Annotated in this window: 17 protein-coding genes and 1 riboswitch; of the genes, 7 read left to right on the plus strand and 10 right to left on the minus strand. The window is 66.4% G+C overall.

The window, feature by feature from the left end; all coding sequences use genetic code 11:
• Nucleotides 1–47: 47 nt before the first annotated feature.
• Nucleotides 48–491 (plus strand): DUF2147 domain-containing protein, encoded by a 444-nt coding sequence (locus RPC_RS18745; RefSeq protein ID WP_011474157.1) that lies wholly within the window; start codon nt 48–50, stop codon nt 489–491.
• Between the two features lie 30 nt (nt 492–521).
• On the opposite strand, the gene RPC_RS26895 is transcribed toward RPC_RS18745, so the two are convergent.
• From RPC_RS26895 to cobD, 3 genes are all read right to left on the minus strand, one after another.
• Complete coding sequence (locus RPC_RS26895; RefSeq protein ID WP_011474158.1) at nt 522–653, minus strand: hypothetical protein; 132 nt, start codon at nt 651–653, stop codon at nt 522–524.
• 143 nt (nt 654–796) lie between these two features.
• Nucleotides 797–2356, minus strand: coding sequence for a glycosyltransferase family 39 protein (locus RPC_RS18750; protein WP_415914743.1), 1560 nt, complete (start codon nt 2354–2356; stop codon nt 797–799).
• 267 nt (nt 2357–2623) lie between these two features.
• Nucleotides 2624–3604 (minus strand): threonine-phosphate decarboxylase CobD, encoded by a 981-nt coding sequence (cobD, locus tag RPC_RS18755; RefSeq protein WP_011474160.1) that lies wholly within the window; start codon nt 3602–3604, stop codon nt 2624–2626.
• 47 nt (nt 3605–3651) lie between these two features.
• On the opposite strand from cobD, the gene cbiB reads away from it, so the two are divergent.
• Nucleotides 3652–4623, plus strand: a complete 972-nt coding sequence (cbiB, locus tag RPC_RS18760) for an adenosylcobinamide-phosphate synthase CbiB (RefSeq protein WP_011474161.1) — start codon at nt 3652–3654, stop codon at nt 4621–4623.
• Here cbiB and RPC_RS18765 read toward each other — a convergent pair.
• From RPC_RS18765 to cobU, 3 genes are all read right to left on the minus strand, one after another.
• Nucleotides 4596–6077, minus strand: a complete 1482-nt coding sequence (locus RPC_RS18765; RefSeq protein ID WP_011474162.1) for a cobyric acid synthase — start codon at nt 6075–6077, stop codon at nt 4596–4598. The two genes, cbiB and RPC_RS18765, sit on opposite strands and share 28 nt — an antisense overlap.
• Nucleotides 6078–6263: 186 nt before the next feature.
• Entirely contained in the window at nt 6264–6890 is a 627-nt protein-coding gene (gene cobO / locus RPC_RS18770) for a cob(I)yrinic acid a,c-diamide adenosyltransferase (RefSeq protein WP_011474163.1), read from the minus strand.
• On the minus strand, nt 6887–7474 hold the full coding sequence (gene cobU / locus RPC_RS18775) for a bifunctional adenosylcobinamide kinase/adenosylcobinamide-phosphate guanylyltransferase (RefSeq protein WP_011474164.1): 588 nt from the start codon (nt 7472–7474) through the stop codon (nt 6887–6889). Before cobU ends, cobO begins: the two co-directional genes overlap by 4 nt.
• Before the next feature lie 110 nt (nt 7475–7584).
• Nucleotides 7585–7777: riboswitch (cobalamin riboswitch) on the minus strand.
• A 92-nt stretch (nt 7778–7869) separates the two neighbouring features.
• On the opposite strand from cobU, the gene cobT reads away from it, so the two are divergent.
• Together cobT and bluB are read left to right on the plus strand one after the other, a co-directional pair.
• Complete coding sequence (gene cobT, locus RPC_RS18780; protein ID WP_011474165.1) at nt 7870–8925, plus strand: nicotinate-nucleotide--dimethylbenzimidazole phosphoribosyltransferase; 1056 nt, start codon at nt 7870–7872, stop codon at nt 8923–8925.
• A 463-nt stretch (nt 8926–9388) separates the two neighbouring features.
• Entirely contained in the window at nt 9389–10129 is a 741-nt protein-coding gene (gene bluB, locus RPC_RS18785; protein ID WP_011474166.1) for a 5,6-dimethylbenzimidazole synthase, read from the plus strand.
• Nucleotides 10130–10206: 77 nt separating this feature from the next.
• Here bluB and RPC_RS18790 read toward each other — a convergent pair whose 3' ends face one another.
• Complete coding sequence (locus tag RPC_RS18790) at nt 10207–10506, minus strand: HU family DNA-binding protein (RefSeq protein ID WP_011474167.1); 300 nt, start codon at nt 10504–10506, stop codon at nt 10207–10209.
• Between the two features lie 408 nt (nt 10507–10914).
• Here RPC_RS18790 and RPC_RS18795 point away from each other — a divergent pair, with 408 nt between their 5' ends.
• The 3 genes from RPC_RS18795 to RPC_RS18805 all read left to right on the plus strand — a co-directional run bounded on the left by RPC_RS18795 (nt 10915) and on the right by RPC_RS18805 (nt 12675).
• A complete protein-coding gene (locus RPC_RS18795; protein ID WP_011474169.1) occupies nt 10915–11322 on the plus strand; it encodes a hypothetical protein in 408 nt (135 codons plus the stop codon).
• 28 nt (nt 11323–11350) lie between these two features.
• The gene (locus RPC_RS18800; RefSeq protein ID WP_011474170.1) at nt 11351–11911 is read left to right on the plus strand and encodes a flavin reductase family protein; all 561 of its coding nucleotides are present in this window, start codon (nt 11351–11353) and stop codon (nt 11909–11911) included.
• Nucleotides 11912–12030: 119 nt separating this feature from the next.
• Entirely contained in the window at nt 12031–12675 is a 645-nt protein-coding gene (locus RPC_RS18805) for a pyridoxamine 5'-phosphate oxidase family protein (protein WP_011474171.1), read from the plus strand.
• 386 nt (nt 12676–13061) lie between these two features.
• On the opposite strand, the gene RPC_RS25165 is transcribed toward RPC_RS18805, so the two are convergent.
• The 3 genes from RPC_RS25165 to RPC_RS18820 form a co-directional block, all read right to left on the minus strand.
• Nucleotides 13062–13478: a gamma-glutamylcyclotransferase family protein gene (locus tag RPC_RS25165; protein WP_049766132.1), complete on the minus strand. Its 417-nt coding sequence runs from the start codon at nt 13476–13478 to the stop codon at nt 13062–13064.
• 149 nt (nt 13479–13627) lie between these two features.
• Nucleotides 13628–14986, minus strand: a complete 1359-nt coding sequence (locus tag RPC_RS18815) for a sensor histidine kinase (protein ID WP_011474173.1) — start codon at nt 14984–14986, stop codon at nt 13628–13630.
• Nucleotides 14976–16421, minus strand: a complete 1446-nt coding sequence (locus tag RPC_RS18820) for a sigma-54-dependent transcriptional regulator (protein ID WP_041803072.1) — start codon at nt 16419–16421, stop codon at nt 14976–14978. Before RPC_RS18820 ends, RPC_RS18815 begins: the two co-directional genes overlap by 11 nt.
• Nucleotides 16422–16432 lie beyond the last annotated feature (11 nt).

Here is a 16432-nt window from a genome sequence, read left to right on the forward strand (position 1 = left end):
TTTTTATGGCCAGCGCGGGCTAGCCGAACATTGCTTTGGAGGTATTCATGATGGGTCGATTTGGTTTCGTCGCGGTTTTGTTGAGCGCGCTGGCCGCCGCACCGAACGCCCACGCCCAGACTCCCGCCGCGGCCATTGGGGTTTGGCTGACCCAGGCCGGCGACGCCAAGGTGAAGGTTGCCAAATGCGGCGCGGCGTTGTGCGGCACCGTGGTTTGGCTCAAGGAGCCGGTCGATCGGGCCACCGGCAAGCCCGCGATCGACGACAAGAATCCGGATCCGGCGCGCGCCACCCGCCCGGTGATCGGGCTGCAGATCTTCGGCGACATGCGGCCGGTGGCGCCGGGCAAATGGTCGGGCCACATCTACAATGCCGACGACGGCAAGACCTATGAGAGCAGCATCTCGGCGATCGACGCCGGCACGCTCAAGGTCGAAGGCTGCGTCGGCGCGCTGTGCGGCGGCGAGGCCTGGACCCGCGCCGGCAAATAACCGACGCCCCAGCGCGACGGCGTCGCGCGCTCAGCCTTTGGCGCACAGCCCAAACGCCGCCGTCAAACTGCCGCGGACGCAGCGCGTCATGGTGATATCGGCATACAGGCCATAGGCGAATACGGCGAGCGCCAGCAGCAACATCGCACCGAGCGACTTCAACGGCTTGTCCTTCCTAGAGCATGATCCCGAAAACTGGCTCCCGGTTTTCGGATAAGATCATGCTGAAATCAAAAAGCTAGAGCAGGATTAGGATTTCCGAGAAACGTCATCCTGCTCTAGCGGATCGACAGCGTCCCATTAGATCAGAGACCGCGCCGTCGGATCAACTCCGGCGGCGGCCACCGGAGGAGTATATCGCCTTTGGCGCCTTCCAGCAGGTCGATGCGGTAGGTTTCAATCACCGTCGCGCCGCGCATGCGCGAGACCTCCGCCACGCTGTCAACGCTCGCGAATGCTTCCTGCAGCCATGGGTGAAGCCAATGCTGATAGGAAGAGCGCCCGACGAACAGCAACTTGCCGTTCAGCAGCGCGGCATCGGGCTCCTTGGCATTGGCCCAGCGGATCCGCTCGAAATGCTGCGCCACGCAGCTGCCGGGCGGCAGATAGAACATCAGCCAACTCGTAGTGCCGTAGTCTGCCGCCAGGATGCAACTGGCGCCGAGCCGAACGCGGATCGCCTCGATCTGGTGCGCCGCAACGCGAAAACCGACGCCGACCAGCCGCACGCCCTCTTCGTTGCGATAGCCGCTGAGCACGCCGGTGTGCAGCTGCAGCACGATCAGCGCCACCATCGCCGCGCTGCCCGGCACCGCCCAGCGGCCGAGGAAATTCACAACGCGTTGCCAGCGCGACCGCCACGTCATCCGCTCCAGCGCGACCGCCCCGGCAATCGCCATCGCCGGATAGATCTGACACAGCCAGTCGGGATGCACCTCCTCGTGCAACGCGTGCACCAGGAAATAGGCCACCACCACCCAGATCGTGATGTGCAGCAGCGCGGCGGCGCCGCGTAGTCCGGTGGCGCCGCGCGCCATCGCAACCAGCCCGCTGCAGCCAAGGATCGCCACCGCCGGCGTCATCACCAGGAACTGGCCGCCCAGCATGCCGAGCAGGAAGCCGGGGCGAAAATCAGCGGCGCCGACGCGGCCGAACTGCTTGAGGAACGACGCCCATTCGTGCTGTGCGTTCCACAATAGCGTCGGAGAGAACAGTGCCAGCGCCACCAGCCCGCCCAGATAAGGCCACGGCGAGCGCAACCAGCGCCGCAGATCCGCAACCACGATCAGCCAGATCAGCAGCGTGGGACCGAAGAACAACGCGTTGTATTTCGACAGCAGCGCCGCGCCAACCGCGGCACCTGCCGCGAGCCACCATACGCCGCGCCCGCTCTGCAGCAGTTTGGCGAGCGACCACAGCAGCAGGCTCGACGCCAGCATCAAGGGCACGTCCGGCGTCGCCATGATGGTGCCGAGCCAGGCCATCATCGTGGTGTTGAACAGGATCGCCGCGGTGGCGCCGACGCGCGCCGAGCCGAACAGGATGGCGCCGCTGCGATACACCGCCCAGCTCATCGGCAATGCCAGCAGCACCGAGAGCCAGCGGACGCCGAATTCACTGTCGCCGGCGATCAGCGTGCTGAGCCGGATCATCAGCGCGACCATCGGCGGATGATCGTAATAGCCGCCGGCCAGGTTCTTCGACCAGGTCCAGTAATAGGCTTCGTCGAAGGTCAACGGCGTGATCGCGGCCACGACCAGACGCAGCCCGACCAGGACCAGGACGATCAAAACCGCGCGCCGCACGGCGCCCCGATCCTCGCTCTGCGGCTGCGTCAGCCGCTGCACCGGCAATTCGAAACGCAAATATCCCCCAATATTGTGGTTGGTCGCACCGCGACGTCGTGCTTTATGCGCAATCGCCCGCCGGACGGCCATCAGAATTCGGCTGAGCGCGAATCGAAATGGCGCGGCAAGCGATCTTTCGCCTATCACCGCCGGGCCCTGGGCGTATGACGAACCATGTCAAAGCATAGATTCAGCCGGGTCGACAGGGGGCCGCAGACCGCGCGTGCGACGGTGTTGCGCCCGGTTACTGCAGGGTCTGCCCCGGCAGCGTTCGCAGGCGCCTTGCTATCCCAGCGCAGCCGCCAGCCGATCCAGTGCGGCCTCGTCCGGAGGCAGGCCGAACCGCAGCAGATCGTCGGCCCAATCGAAGCGGCGGCACCAGATCTGTTGTCGCGCCAAGCCATCGTGGATCCGCAACGCCTCGCGATGCCGGGTCAATCGATACAGCGCGGTGCCGCCGACGACGTTAAGCCCGGCTTTGTTCAGCACCGCATCGAGACGTATGGCTTGTTGCGTCAAGGCGGTGCGCGTCGCGTCTGCCCAGGCCCGGTCGCGCAGCGCGGCAGCGCCGATCCGCAGCGCCGGTCCGGAGCAGCACCACGGCCCGATCGCAGCTTCGATGCGATCGGCGATCGATGGTGCGGCCAGCGCGAAGCCGAGCCGCAATCCGGCGAGGCCATAGAACTTGCCGAACGAGCGCAGGATCACGATCGGCAACGCCGCGCACAGCGCCGTCGCGCTGATGTCAGGTGTCACGTCGGCAAAGGCTTCGTCGATCACCAGCCAGCCGCCGCGGGCCTGCAGCACGGCGGCGACATCCGCGAGCTGCGCGCGATCGACGACGCGGCCGTCGGGATTGTTCGGGTTGACGATCACCGCATGGCGCGCGCTGCTCGGCAATGCGCAAGCATCATCAATGGCGATCACCTCGCGGCCGGCGTTGCGCCACGCGCTCGCGTGCTCGCTGTAGGTCGGGCCAACAATCGCGACCGCGCCGGGCGCAGCAAGATGCGGCAGCCACTGGATCAGCGCCTGGGTGCCGGAGGCTGCGACGATCGCTATCTCCGCGGGCACGCGATAGGCCGCGCGCGCGGCGTCGATCAGTGCGACTTCATCGCCACGCGACGGCAGCCGCTGCCAGGCCTCGTCTGCGATCGCGGGAATCGGCCACGGCCACGGATTGATGCCGGTGGACAGATCGATCCAGGCTTGCGGCGCGCCGCCGTGCCGCGCCATCGCGTCCGTCAAATCGCCGCCGTGTTTCATTGCTGCTTCCTGCCATCATCCGAGGCCAATCGACGAGGACTCGCGCGATGCTGATCTGGGATGATACGTTGCTGATGGTGATCGCAGCGCTGATCTTCGATGCGCTGATCGGCGATCCCGACTGGCTGTGGCGCCGCGTTGCGCATCCGGTGGTTTGGATCGGCGCGCTGATCGGCTGGCTCGATGGTTCGCTCAATCGCGAGCATTGGTCGCCGGCTTGGCGCAAGCTCGCCGGAATTTTCGCCGTGATCGTGCTGGTGGCGGTCGCGGCGGGGACCGGGTTTTTGCTGCAAAAATTGTTGTGGCAAACCGAAGGCAGCGTTTTTGTGCTCGGATTGCTCGCCTCCACCCTGATCGCGCAGCGCAGTCTGTATCAGCATGTCGCCAAAGTCCGCGCCGGGTTCGCAAGCGGCGGGCTGGTCGCGGCGCGCCGCGCGGTGGCGATGATCGTCGGCCGCGATCCCGAGCAGCTGGATGAAGCCGGGGTGTCGCGCGCGGCGATCGAATCCTGCGCGGAGAATTTTTCCGACGGCGTGGTGGCGCCACTGTTCTGGCTGGCGCTGCTCGGATTGCCGGGACTGTTCGCCTACAAGGCGATCAACACCGCGGATTCGATGATCGGCCATCGCAGCGCGCGCTACTACGCGTTCGGCTGGGCGGCGGCGCGGCTCGACGATCTGGTCAATCTCGCGCCGGCGCGGCTTTCGGGCGTGCTGATCGCGCTGGCCGCTCCGCTCGCCAACGGATCGGTCGGCACCGCATTCAAGGTGATGCTGCGCGATGCGCCAAAACACCGCTCGCCGAATGCCGGCTGGCCGGAGGCGGCGATGGCGGGCGCGCTCGGCATCGCGCTGGCCGGACCGCGGCGCTACGCCGAAGGCCTGGTCGAAGATCCGTTTCTCAATGCGGAAGCGCCCGATCATGCTACGCCCCATGATATCGGCCGCGCGCTGCGGCTGATGGCGGCGGCCTGCGGCTTCGAGGCTGTGCTTTACGCCGCACTGGCATTGCTGCTGTGACGGCTGCGCGCGATCGAAAGAATGGAATCGATATCGAGATGCGTTTCGAGATGATCGGCCAGCGCGTCGAGCGCGGTTTCGATCTGTGATTCGTAAGCCAGCGTCGAGGCGATGCCGAGCCGCGCCAGCCAGGCCTTGCGGAACGCGTCGCCGCTGAACAGCCCGTGCACGTAAGTGCCTTGCACGCGACCGTCGCGCGACGCAGCCCCATCGGGCCGGCCGTCGATGGTGAGGAACGGCCTTGCGCAATCGGCGCCGTCGCTGCGGCCGAGGTGAATCTCGTAGCCTTGGATCGCAGCCCCGCTGTCGCAATGCACGCCTGACACCAGCGTGGTGGATTTGTCGCCTCGCATCAGCGTGCTGATATCGAGGAGGCCAAGCCCCGGCACTGTACCGGCCGGGCCGTCGACCCCGTCCGGATCGGCGATCGTCTGGCCCAACATCTGATAGCCGCCGCATAGTCCCAGCACGTGACCGCCGCGGCGCAGATGTGCTGCGATGTCGATGTCCCAGCCCTGCGCGCGCAGGAACGCCAGATCGCCGAGGGTGGATTTGCTGCCAGGCAAAATCACCACGTCGGCGTTGCCGGGGATCGGCTGGCCGGGCGGCACGAAGATCAGTTTCACGCCGGGCTCCTGGCCGAGCGGATCGAGGTCGTCGAAATTGGCGATCCGCGCCAGCACCGGCACCGCGATGATGCGCGTCGCGGTCGATTCATGAGTGCGATTCAAATCGACGGCGTCCTCGGCGGGTAGCAATGCCGCCTGCGGCAGCCACGGCACCACGCCGAGCGACGGCCAGCCGGTGAGCCGCGTGATCGCGGTGAGGCCCTGGTCGAACAATCGCGGGTCGCCGCGGAATTTGTTGATGATGAATCCCTGGATGCGGGCGCGCTCGTCGGGCTGCAGCACCAGATGGGTGCCGGCGAGGCTGGCGATCACACCGCCGCGGTCGATGTCGCCGGCGAGCAGCACCGGCACGTTGGCGGCTTCGGCAAAGCCCATATTGGCGATGTCGCCTTGCCGCAGATTGATCTCGGCCGGACTGCCGGCGCCTTCGACCAAGACGATGTCGGCGTCGCGGGCAAGCTTCGCGAAACTATCCAGCACATACGGCAGCAGCGCCGCCTTCTTGTCGAGATAGTTTTTCGCGCCGAGCACGCCCCAGCGCTGGCCCTGCACGACGATCTGCGCGCCGGTGTCGGTCTGCGGCTTCAGCAGCACCGGGTTCATGTGCACGCTGGGCTGTAATCGCGCGGCGCGGGCCTGCACCGCTTGGGCGCGGCCGATCTCGCCGCCATCGACCGCCACCGCGGCGTTGTTCGACATGTTCTGCGATTTGAACGGCGCCACCTTCAGGCCGCGGCGGACCAACGCGCGCGCCAATCCCGCAACCAGCGTCGACTTGCCGGCGTTGGAGCCGGTGGCCTGGATCATCAGCGCGGGGGTGGTCATGACGCCGCGAACCGCGAGGCATATGAGTTGTGATTCCGGGATGCGACCTGATCGGCGCCAGCCGATCGGGGCGCAGGCCCGGAATCCATATCCCCTGCAGGGGTTATGGATTCCGGGCTCGCTCGCAGCTGTCGCTGCTCGCGCCCCGGAATGACGCAATCAAAATTCCCGACAAAAATCATCGCGCTAAAACTCCACGCCCTTCTGGGCTTTGACGCCGGCGCGGAACGGATGTTTGACCAGCGTCATCTCGGTCACCAGATCGGCGAGCTCGATCAGTTCCGGTTTGGCGTTGCGGCCGGTGATGACGACGTGCTTGTCGGCCGGCTTCTCGTCGCGCAGAAACGTCAGCACCTCGTCGAGCGGCAGGTAGTCGTAGCGCAGCACGATGTTGAGCTCGTCGAGCAGCACCATGCGGTGGCGGTGGTCGCGGATCAGCTCCTTGGCGCGCTCCCAGCCGGCGCGGGCGGCGGCGATGTCGCGAGCGCGATCCTGGGTCTCCCAGGTGAAGCCCTCGCCCATGATGTGCAGCGTCACCAGCTCGGGAAATTTCGACAGCAGCTTGGCTTCGCCGGTGTCCCATTTCTGCGACTTGGTGAAATGCACCACGCCGACCGGCATGCCGTGGCCGATGTGGCGGAACACCATGCCGAGCGCCGCCGAGGTCTTGCCCTTGCCGGTGCCGGTGTGAACGATCAGCAAACCCTTTTCGCCGATCTTGCCGGCCATCATCTTGTCGCGCACCGCCTTGTGCTTCTTGGCCTTCTCGGCGTGGCGCAGATTGTCTTCGTCGTCGCTGGGCGGCGCGGTCATGCGAAGGGCTCTCCTGCGGTTGTGCGTTTCAGCCACAGCGGCAAGCCGGCGGCGATGAAAACCACATTGGGAACGGCGGCGGCGACGATCTGGTTGAGCCGGCCCTGGGCGTCGCGGAAGTCGCGGCCGAGCGGCGTATCGGGCACCAGGCCAAGCCCGACCTCGTTCGACACCAGCACGATCGCCTCTCGCGCATCGCGCAGATGATCGGCGAGCGCGCGCGAGGCGACGGCGACGTCGCGCCCGGCATACATCAGATTTGCCAGCCATAGCGTCAGGCAATCGACCAGCACGGCGCGGCCGCAGCCTGCTTCGCGCGCCAGCGTCTCGACCACGGCCTGCGGCTCTTCGACGGTGGTCCAGCCGTCGCCACGCTGGGTGCGGTGATGCGCGATCCGCGCCGCCATCTCGTCGTCGCTGGCGCTGCCGGTGGCGAGATAGATCCGCTCTAGCCCGCTGTCGACGATCAGTTGCTCGGCGTACAACGATTTTCCGGAGCGCGCGCCGCCCAGCACCAGCGTCGGGCGCAACGCGGCCGGGGAACGGGCGTCCAGGGAACGGTCTTCACGGGCGTGGCGATCCATCGGCAGCTCACAGCAGGGCCTTGCGGCCGCGAGCTTTGTTGGGTCGCGTGCGATGGCTCGACGCCATCGCGCTCGCTCCCGCCCGGTGCACCCCGCCCCGACGACGCCTTCAAAGCACTCTTCACGATGGCAGGTCTCCTGGCTCGCGGGTCAAAGCCCCTCGCCGCCTTCCCAGGAACATCCCAGTGGCCTCGGCGCGGGCTCGTCGCTCACAGTTGCGGGGGCAGCGCCGGGTTTGAAATCGCTCGCACCGGCTTCCCTTTTCACCTTCCACGTGGAAGGACCATCGTTCGCAACGCTAGCGCGCCGCGGCTGGCGCGGTCAACCACGCTTAGGTGGTGTTGACCGCCGCGGCGCGTTGCGTCAGTTACGCCGCCTTGCAACAAGGACAGATCATGCTCACCGCTCCCGAAACCGCCTGGCAGCCGCCCGGCATCGCGCCGCTCGATTCGAATGCCGAAAGCGCGATCCGCGCGCGGATCGACGGCAAGGCCAAGCCGCTCGGCTCACTCGGGCAGATCGAGGACCTCGCGGTGCAGCTCGGCCAGATCCGGCATCCCGGCGAGCCGCGCGGCGACAACGCGGTGCTGCTGGTGTTCGCCGGCGATCATGGGCTCACCGAAGAAGGCGTCTCGCAATTTCCCGCCGCGGTGACGGTGGGGATGGTGATGACCTATCTGGCCGGCCGCGCCTGCGCCAACGCCTTCGCCGCGGCGACCAATGTAGAAATTCGCGTGGTCGACGCAGGCGTCGCCGCCGAACTGCCGAAACATCCCGGACTGATCGACGCCAAAATCCGGATGGGCACCGGCAACGCCGCGCGCGAGCCGGCGATGACAAGGCAGCAGGCGATCGACGCGCTCGACCGCGGCTGTCAATTGACGATCGAGGAAATCCGCAACGGCGCTGACATCATCGCGCTCGGCGAAATGGGCATCGGCAACACCGCCTCCTCCTCGCTGCTGCTGCATCGGTTGGCGCCGGCGCCGCTCGAAGAGTGCATCGGGGTCGGCGCCGGGCAGAACGATGCCGGCATGGCGAAGAAGCGCGCGGCGATTGAAAAAGCCGCGGCGCGCAGCGCCGCCACCGCGCCGCTCGACGTGCTCGCCGAATTCGGCGGGCTGGAAATCGCCATGATGACCGGCGCCATTCTCGGCGCCGCCTCGCAGCGCCGCCCGGTGATCGTGGACGGCTTCATCTCGACCGCGGCGGCGTTGCTGGCAGTCCGGCTGGCGCCGGCTTCGCTCGGCTATTGCGTGTTCGCGCATCGCTCCGCCGAGCGTGGCCACGACCTGGCGCTCGAAGCGATGCAGGCCAAGCCGCTGCTCGATCTCGGGCTGCGGCTCGGCGAAGGCACCGGCGCCATTCTCGCGGTGCCGTTGCTGCGCGCCGCGGCGCGGCTGCTGACCGACGTCGCCAGCCTCAGCGACGTGATGGACGGCAAACTGTAATGCGCCGGGCGGACGCCGCCGCGCGGCGCCGCAAGCTTCGCACCAGCGAATCGTTGCCACGATGTCATAGAAGCTGAGGATGATCGGATGACGTGACGACGCTCAGCCGTCCCGGTCCTGATCGGTTATCGGGCCGGCTGCGTTCCAAATGTGCAGTCGGCCATCCGCCACGCGGAACCTGCAGCAACATAGTACCGGAGCGATGACTCATCGTGGCGTTCTCGCAGGCAATTCGCTCGACCGCCGGCAAGCGAGTTTGACGGCGTTGACAGCGCGGTTCCCGCGTGACTAACAAGGTCGTGCCAGTGGGCCGGTCCAAAGTTCTCTTGTCCCTTTCCCGCGCGTCATTTCGGCGAACTTTGAACCAAACCCCCAAGTTGATCATCGATTTGCTACTTCCGAATCCCAATTCCACGAGACTGCGCGCCGGTTAGCGCGGTGGACTTGGGCTTCGGGACATCAGATGGTGCTCGGCTTCGAGCGACCTGCCGACGCGCTGACTGTGCTGAGGAGACGCAAGGTGACGAATTTCGACGCCGGCCCGCTGTCAGAGTCCGAACTCGCTCTGACGCCGCCGGATTTCGACCCGGAGTTTGTGGCGAAGCTCGCGCAATTGATCGCGTGGCGGCGCGACGTCCGGCGTTTCCGCCGCGACGCCGTCGAACCGGATTTGATCGAGCGGCTGCTGGATCTGGCACAGCTCGCGCCTTCGGTGGGCAACAGCCAGCCATGGCGCTGGGTCAGCGTCGACAGCCCGGACACCCGGGAAAAGATTCACCAGAATTTCGTCGCCTGTAACGCCAAGGCGGCGTCGGGCTTTCAGGGTGAGCGCGCCGATCTGTACGCCCGGCTGAAGCTCGAAGGCATCGACGTCGCGCCCCGGCAATTCGCGGTGTTCTGCGATCGCGGCACCGCGCAGGGCGCCGGCGTCGGCTGTCAGACCATGCCGGAGACGCTGGACTATTCAGTGGTGGTGATGATCGAGACGTTCTGGCTTGCGGCCCGCGCCGAAGGCCTCGGCGTCGGCTGGGTCTCGATCCTCGATCCCGAGCAAGCCAAGGCCGACCTCCAGGTGCCGGAGCGCTGGAAGCTGATCGCCTATCTGTGCGTCGGCTGGCCGGTCGAAGAACACGACGTTCCCGAACTGGTGCGCTACGGCTGGCAGGATCGCACCCAGGCCGGTCGGCTCGTCACCTCGCGCTGAGCGCGAGATCCCGCAGCGAGCGCCAACCGCGATCCCACCCGGCCGAAGACCGGATGGGCGGTTGAGAGCGTCCCGAATTACACCGAGTCCTTCGCCGCTTTGACAGGACGCGCGCGGACGATCTTGCGGGCCGGCTTGGCCTTGAACACCATCGGCTCACCATTGAACGGATTGGTGCCCTTGCGCGCCTTGGTGGCGGGCTTCTTGATGACAACGAATTTGGCGAAGCCCGGAACGAGAAATACGCCGTTCTTCTTCAGCTCCTTGTAGCCGATTTCGGTCATCGCCTCGAGCACGCCCTTGACGTCCTTTTTGGCCAGTTCGCTCTGGGTGGCGATCTTCTCGATAAGCTGCGATTTCGTCATCTGCGTCGCCATTTTGTCTCCTTGCTGGCTGATTCGGTGCGGCAACAATATTGCGAAAAGCCGCGCGAAGCGACCGTTTGCAGGGGTTTTCATAGGGTTCTCCGCGGCTTTCGCAGCAACCGCCGAGGCCGCGAACGACCCGCGCGGGGCTGGGCCGCAGCGGCAAGCCGCGTTGCGCTTCGCGGCGGCGGCATCAGCTTGCGTTGGATTCGCCTAGCGCGGAGGCAAGCCCGGCCGCGCCGACAGCGGTTGAGCGCCGCTGCGGATCTTTCGGCAGAACGCGCAAGCGAAACCACACCGCCGCTGAAGATTTTGCTAATGTGCCGACTTCGACGGCCGCGCAACAACTCCGCCGCGTGACGGATCGCGACTGTCAGAGGCGCAATCGTATCAAGAAACGCTGCGAAGGACCGCCACCCGATGCCCGCGACCACGAGAGAATTGGCCGCCATGCTGGATCCGCTGCCGGCCCATGTCGTGCTGCTGGATGAAGCCGGCGACATCGTCGTGACCAATTCAGGCTGGCGTCGATTCGCGCGCGAAAACACGCTGAACGACCACGCCTATTGCGTCGGCCGGAATTACTTGGAGATCTGCGAACAGGCTTTTCGCAGCGGCGTGCAGGACGGCCGCGCCGTCGCCGACGGGATCCGCTCGGTGCTGAACGACAATGTCGAGCAGTTCAAGCTCGACTATCCCTGTCACTCGCCGACCGAGCAGCGTTGGTTTCGAATCAACGTGCTGCGCCTGCAGGGACTGCTCAACAACTATGTGGCGGTCATGCATGTCGACATCACCGGGCAATTCGCCGCGCGGGCCTGCGACTAAAGGCAATCTTCGGTATGGTGGACGCAGCATGAGCAAGCACCCGGCCAAACTCGATTTTCCGGTGTCGCAGGTGCGCCGCTATCTCGAGCCCGGCCCGATCGTGCTGGTGTCGTCGGCGCGCGGCGCCGAGCGCAACATCATGACCATGGGCTGGCATACGGTGATGGAATTCACCCCGTCGCTGCTCGGCTGCGTGATCGCCGGCGGCAATCATTCGTTCGGGCTGATCCGCGACAGCGGCGAATGCGTGATCAACCTGCCGACCACCGCTTTGACCGATCAGGTGGTCGGGATCGGCAATTGCAGCGGGGCGGAAATCGACAAATTCGAACATTTCGGCCTGACCGCGCAGCCGGCTACGCGGGTCAAGGCGCCGCTGATCGCCGAGTGCCACGCCAATTTCGAGTGCAAGCTCGCCGACGACGCCCTGGTCGACAAATACAATTTCTTCATCTTCGAAGTGGTGCAGGCGCATGTCGCAGCCTCGCCGAAGCAGCCGCAAACGCTGCATTACCAAGGCGACGGCGTGTTCATGGTGTCCGGCAAGATCATCAGCCGGCGCAAGCTGTTCCGCCCCGGGATGCTGTAGCGCGGCGCTTGGCCCCGGGCGCAACGCGGCGCATCGCCCAATGGCCTATCGACTCACGCGACGCGTTGTATATCAGTGGATATGACGCGACGATGCCTGACAACGATAGGAATGCGACGATGTCCACCCCGCCCAGTGACCGCACCCGGGTCAAGCGCTACCATTGGCTGGCCAATTACGACCACGACACCATCGCGGCGATCCTCGACGCTGTTCCTCATTGCAGCATCGGCTACGTGGTCGACGGCAAGCCGTTCGTCACCCCGACCATGCATTGGCGGGAGGGCGATCGGGTGTATTGGCATGGCTCGGCGGCCAGCCGGATGATCAATGCGATCGAGGGCGCCGAGGTCTGCCTCACCGCCAGCATCGTCGACGGGCTGGTGATGGCGCGCTCGGCGTTCAATTACAACATCAACCATCGCTCGGTGATGGTGTTCGGCCGGCCGGAGAAGGTCACCGATCCCGCGGAGAAGGAAGCCCATCTGCGCACCTTCGTGAACCGGCTGATTGCCGGGCAATGGGAGCGGCTGCGGCCGATGCTGCCGAAGGAATTGAAGGCCACCACGATCCTGTCGATGCGGTTCGACGAGGCCTCCGCCAAGATCCGCACCGGCCACCCCGAAGACGAGGCCGAGGACTACGGCTTCCAGGTGTGGGCGGGGGTGATCCCGGTGCGCCAGCAGGTGCTCGATCCGGTCGCCGACCCGCGCAACCTGCCCGACGTCAAACTGCCGCCGGAGGCGCTGGCGTTTCGGTTTTGATGGCGGCGGCGCGTGCGGCCCGCGCAGGCCGCCGCAGCCGTGTTGAGGCGCATCACAAATAGCAGCGTCATTCCGGGGCGCGAGAGCGCAAGCTCGAGCGAGCCCGGAATCCCGCAACGGGCTCGGGCGCTTTCGCCGCGGCGAGATTCCGGGTTCGCGCGCCGCTGCCGCGGCCCGCGCCCCGGAATGACCGCTGGTGGCGAGGCGCGTTGAACAAGTAGTTGGCCATCGTCACGCGTCAGGCCGTCATCCCGGGGCATGAGCGGCGAAAGCCGCGAGTGAACCCGGGATCCATAACCCCTGCAGGGGATATGGATCCCGGACTTGCTCGTTCTTCGAACTCGCAATCCGGGATGACGGCTCGTGTTTGATTGACGCGGCGAATATCACCCCGCCGGCGCCGGCCAGTGCAGCCGGCCATCGGCGTCGCGCGCGGTGAACGGCAGCCAGCCGCGGCTCGCCCACGCCGCCGGGCGGCCGATATAGATGAAGGCGTCGGTGACACCAGCGTCGCCGAGCGCGATGGCGACGGTCTTGCGGTCGTACAATGTGCCGACCGATTCCAGCTTGTCCAGTTCGACCAGCGTGGCGTCGTCGACCTCGAACAATTCGCCGCTGACCGGCAACAGCCCGGCGCCCTGTTCGAACAGCACCGGATAGTCGCCGGCGATCATGCGGTAGTGCGGCACGCTGGCGGCCAACCCGAGAAACCGCGCGCGCGCCATCAGATGATGGTTCTTCAATCCGCGCTTCAACGTGCCGTAGGCAAACACCCGATGCATCGTGTGGTGATCCTCGCTCATGGGGGCCGCGCCCGATCCGCGGTCAGCGGCGCCTGCGCTACCAAGCCGGAGCCAGCAGCTCCGTCAAGATCTCGATCTGCGCGGCAGCCGCATCGCGGTCATGCATGACGACGGGCCGCGGCAGCTGCTGGCCAGCCGCCGGCCTCGCCTCACCCCGCCGGCAGCGTCAGCGTGAACACCGCGCCGCCGCCGCAGCGGTTGGCGGCGGCCAGCGCGCCGCCATATTCGCGGGCGATGCCGTAGCTGATCCACAGCCCGAGCCCGGTGCCCTCGCCGACCGGCTTGGTGGTGAAGAACGGCTCGAAGATCTTGTCGATCAACCCTTCCGCAAGGCCCGGGCCGTTGTCGGCGATCGCGATCACCGCCTCGGGGCCACGCCGCCGCGCGGAAATCTCGATCAGCGGCTCGGGCTCGCCGCGAACGGCATCGAGCGCGTTGTCGACCAAATTGACGATGATCTGGTGAAACTGGCCTTCGTTGCCGACGATCGACAGGTCTTTCTCGATGTCGAAGAAGATCTCGGCGCGGCCGGCCTTGGCGCGCGAGGCCCAGCGCGCCGCGGTGCGGATCACCCGCTCGATGTCGACCGGCTGCGCCTCGCCGGCCTTGAGGAACGACAGCCGGCGCAGATTTTTCACGATGTCGGAGACCCGCATCGCGCCTTCCAGCGTGCCCTCAATCAAGGAGCCGCTGTCGTCGAGCAGCGCGTCGATCCGCAACTCGTGGCGCAACCTGTCGATCTCGGCGGCATCGGCGCCGCCATGGATCGCGCCGAGATAGCGGCCCAGCCGCTGGCGATAACGCTCCAGGGTGTGGATGTTGCCGTAGACGAAGCTGATCGGATTGTTCAGCTCGTGCGCGACGCCGGCGACCAAGCGGCCGAGGCTCGCCATCTTCTCTTGCTCGACCAATTGCCGCTGCGCGCGCTGCAATTCGCTGTGCGCGGCGTGCAGCGCCTCATAGGCGCGGCGGAGTTCGCCGATCGGCCGCCCGGTCAGCACCGTGCCGACCCGGGCGCCGGAGGGATCGTAACGCGTGGCGCCGTTCACGGCGTAGAGATCCGAGATGCCGGCGGCGGTGACGAAGCGGATCTCGAAGGTCATGACGTCGGACGACAGCCCGGCCTTGAGCAACGCGTCGACGCGCAGCCGATCGGGGGCGTCGATCAGTTCGACCAAGGGCCGCCTGGTCAGCGCCTCGGCGGGACGTCCCAACAGATGCACCGCCGCCGGATTGACCTGCAGGATGCTGCCGTCGCGGCCGCAGGCGATCAAGATGTCGGACACCGACTCGATGACGCTGGAGATGAAGGCCTGCGCCTCTTCCAGCGCGGCGTTCTTCTGTTCGAGATCGGTCTCGTAGCGCAACAGGTCGGCGTAGACCTCGTCCATCTTGCGGATCACTTCGATCCACACCGCCTCGCGCTCGCCGTCGAGCCCATGCGGCGCGCGGTCGCCGACCTTGGCGATCAAGTCCTCCGGGCCGACAGCGACGCGATCAATCGGCATCGACCACGCCCTTGCGGATGTCGTAGCGCCCGAGCTTGTTGCGCAAGCCGACCCGCGACAGTCCGAGTTCGGCGGCGACCCGGCTGATGTTGCCGCCGTGGCGCTGCAGCGCGTCGGCGATCATGGCGCGCTCGAGCGCCTCGACGCGGTGTTTCAGCGTCGCGGCTTCGCCGTCGGCCGCGCGCGAGGGCTCGGCGGGCGCGCCGGCATTGCGCACCCGGTTCGACAGATCCTTGCTCTGCAGCCGGCCGTCATTGGCCAGCACCACCATGCGCTGGATCTCGTTCTGCAACTCGCGGACGTTGCCCGGCCAATCATGCCGCTGCATCGCCGTCAGCGTATCGCGGGCGATGCCGGCGACCTGCCGGCCATAGGACTTGTTGACGTCGGCCAGCACTTTTGCGGCGATCAACGGAATATCCATCGGCCGTTCGCGCAGCGCCGGCATGTGCAGCGGAAACGCCGCCAGCCGATAATACAGATCGCGGCGGAAGCGGCCGGCGCGCACCTCGGCTTCGAGATCGCGGTTGGTGGCGGCGACGACGCGGACGTCGACCTTGCGCACGCGCTGCGCGCCGAGCGGGCGGATCTCGCTTTCCTGCAGCACCCGCAACAGCTTGACCTGGAACGCCGGCGAGGTCTCGCCGATCTCGTCGAGGAAGATGGTGCCGCCGTCGGCGACCTCGAACAGCCCGATGCGATCCTGATAGGCGCCGGTGAAGGCGCCCTTCTTGCAGCCGAACAATTCGCTTTCCAACAACTGATCCGGCAGCGCGCCGCAATTCTCCACCACGAAGGCCTTGCCGGCGCGGCCGGAGCCGTAGTGAATCGCGCGGGCCAAAAGTTCCTTGCCGGTGCCGGATTCGCCGGTGATCAGCACCGAGATGTCGTACTCGGCGGCGCGACGGCCAAGATCGATGACGCCGCGCAACGGACTGTCCGGGGCGTGCACGATGCGATCGAAGTCATAGAGCTGCCGCGCCGCGCCGCGCTTCTCGGTGACCACGCGGGTGACCCGCTCCGGCGCCAGCTTCATGTCGACCGCGGCGGTCTCGGTTTCCTGCTGCAGCCGAAACAATTCGACCGCGCCGCGCACGGTGTCGAGCAGCCGGTCGGGATGCCAGGGCTTGGCGACGTATTGATAGATCCCGGCCTCGTTGATGCCGGCGATGATGTCCTCGGACTCCGAATAGCCGGAGATGATCATCCGTACCGGATCCGGCCAGGTCGAGCGGACGTGCTTGAGGAATTCGACGCCGGTCTCGTCCTGCATACGCTGGTCGCACAGGATGGCGTGGACGATCTCGCTTTCCAGGCAGCGCCGCGCCTCGGCGGCGTCCTTGGCGCAGATCACCTCGAACTCGTCGCTGAGCACCCGGCGCAGCGATTCCAGCGACCGCACCTCGTCGTCGACCACCAGCACGGTAGCGGTCATCGATCGCCCGC

It is taken from the genome of Rhodopseudomonas palustris BisB18, from assembly GCF_000013745.1.
Classification (GTDB): domain Bacteria; phylum Pseudomonadota; class Alphaproteobacteria; order Rhizobiales; family Xanthobacteraceae; genus Rhodopseudomonas_A; species Rhodopseudomonas_A palustris_F.

Excerpts from the sequence above, each read along its gene's own strand:
- RPC_RS18765 (WP_011474162.1), bottom strand. The coding sequence starts at position 6,077 with ATGACCACCCCCGCGCTGATGATCCAGGCCACCGGCTCCAACGCCGGC.
- RPC_RS18800 (WP_011474170.1), top strand. The coding sequence starts at position 11,351 with ATGAGCAAGCACCCGGCCAAACTCGATTTTCCGGTGTCGCAGGTGCGC.
- RPC_RS18820 (WP_041803072.1), bottom strand. The coding sequence starts at position 16,421 with ATGACCGCTACCGTGCTGGTGGTCGACGACGAGGTGCGGTCGCTGGAA.
- cobU (WP_011474164.1), bottom strand. The coding sequence starts at position 7,474 with ATGGATCGCCACGCCCGTGAAGACCGTTCCCTGGACGCCCGTTCCCCG.
- cobT (WP_011474165.1), top strand. The coding sequence starts at position 7,870 with ATGCTCACCGCTCCCGAAACCGCCTGGCAGCCGCCCGGCATCGCGCCG.
- cobO (WP_011474163.1), bottom strand. The coding sequence starts at position 6,890 with ATGACCGCGCCGCCCAGCGACGACGAAGACAATCTGCGCCACGCCGAG.
- RPC_RS18815 (WP_011474173.1), bottom strand. The coding sequence starts at position 14,986 with ATGCCGATTGATCGCGTCGCTGTCGGCCCGGAGGACTTGATCGCCAAG.
- RPC_RS18795 (WP_011474169.1), top strand. The coding sequence starts at position 10,915 with ATGCCCGCGACCACGAGAGAATTGGCCGCCATGCTGGATCCGCTGCCG.
- RPC_RS25165 (WP_049766132.1), bottom strand. The coding sequence starts at position 13,478 with ATGAGCGAGGATCACCACACGATGCATCGGGTGTTTGCCTACGGCACG.
- cobD (WP_011474160.1), bottom strand. The coding sequence starts at position 3,604 with ATGAAACACGGCGGCGATTTGACGGACGCGATGGCGCGGCACGGCGGC.
- bluB (WP_011474166.1), top strand. The coding sequence starts at position 9,389 with ATGGTGCTCGGCTTCGAGCGACCTGCCGACGCGCTGACTGTGCTGAGG.
- RPC_RS18805 (WP_011474171.1), top strand. The coding sequence starts at position 12,031 with ATGTCCACCCCGCCCAGTGACCGCACCCGGGTCAAGCGCTACCATTGG.
- RPC_RS18745 (WP_011474157.1), top strand. The coding sequence starts at position 48 with ATGATGGGTCGATTTGGTTTCGTCGCGGTTTTGTTGAGCGCGCTGGCC.
- RPC_RS18790 (WP_011474167.1), bottom strand. The coding sequence starts at position 10,506 with ATGGCGACGCAGATGACGAAATCGCAGCTTATCGAGAAGATCGCCACC.
- cbiB (WP_011474161.1), top strand. The coding sequence starts at position 3,652 with ATGCTGATCTGGGATGATACGTTGCTGATGGTGATCGCAGCGCTGATC.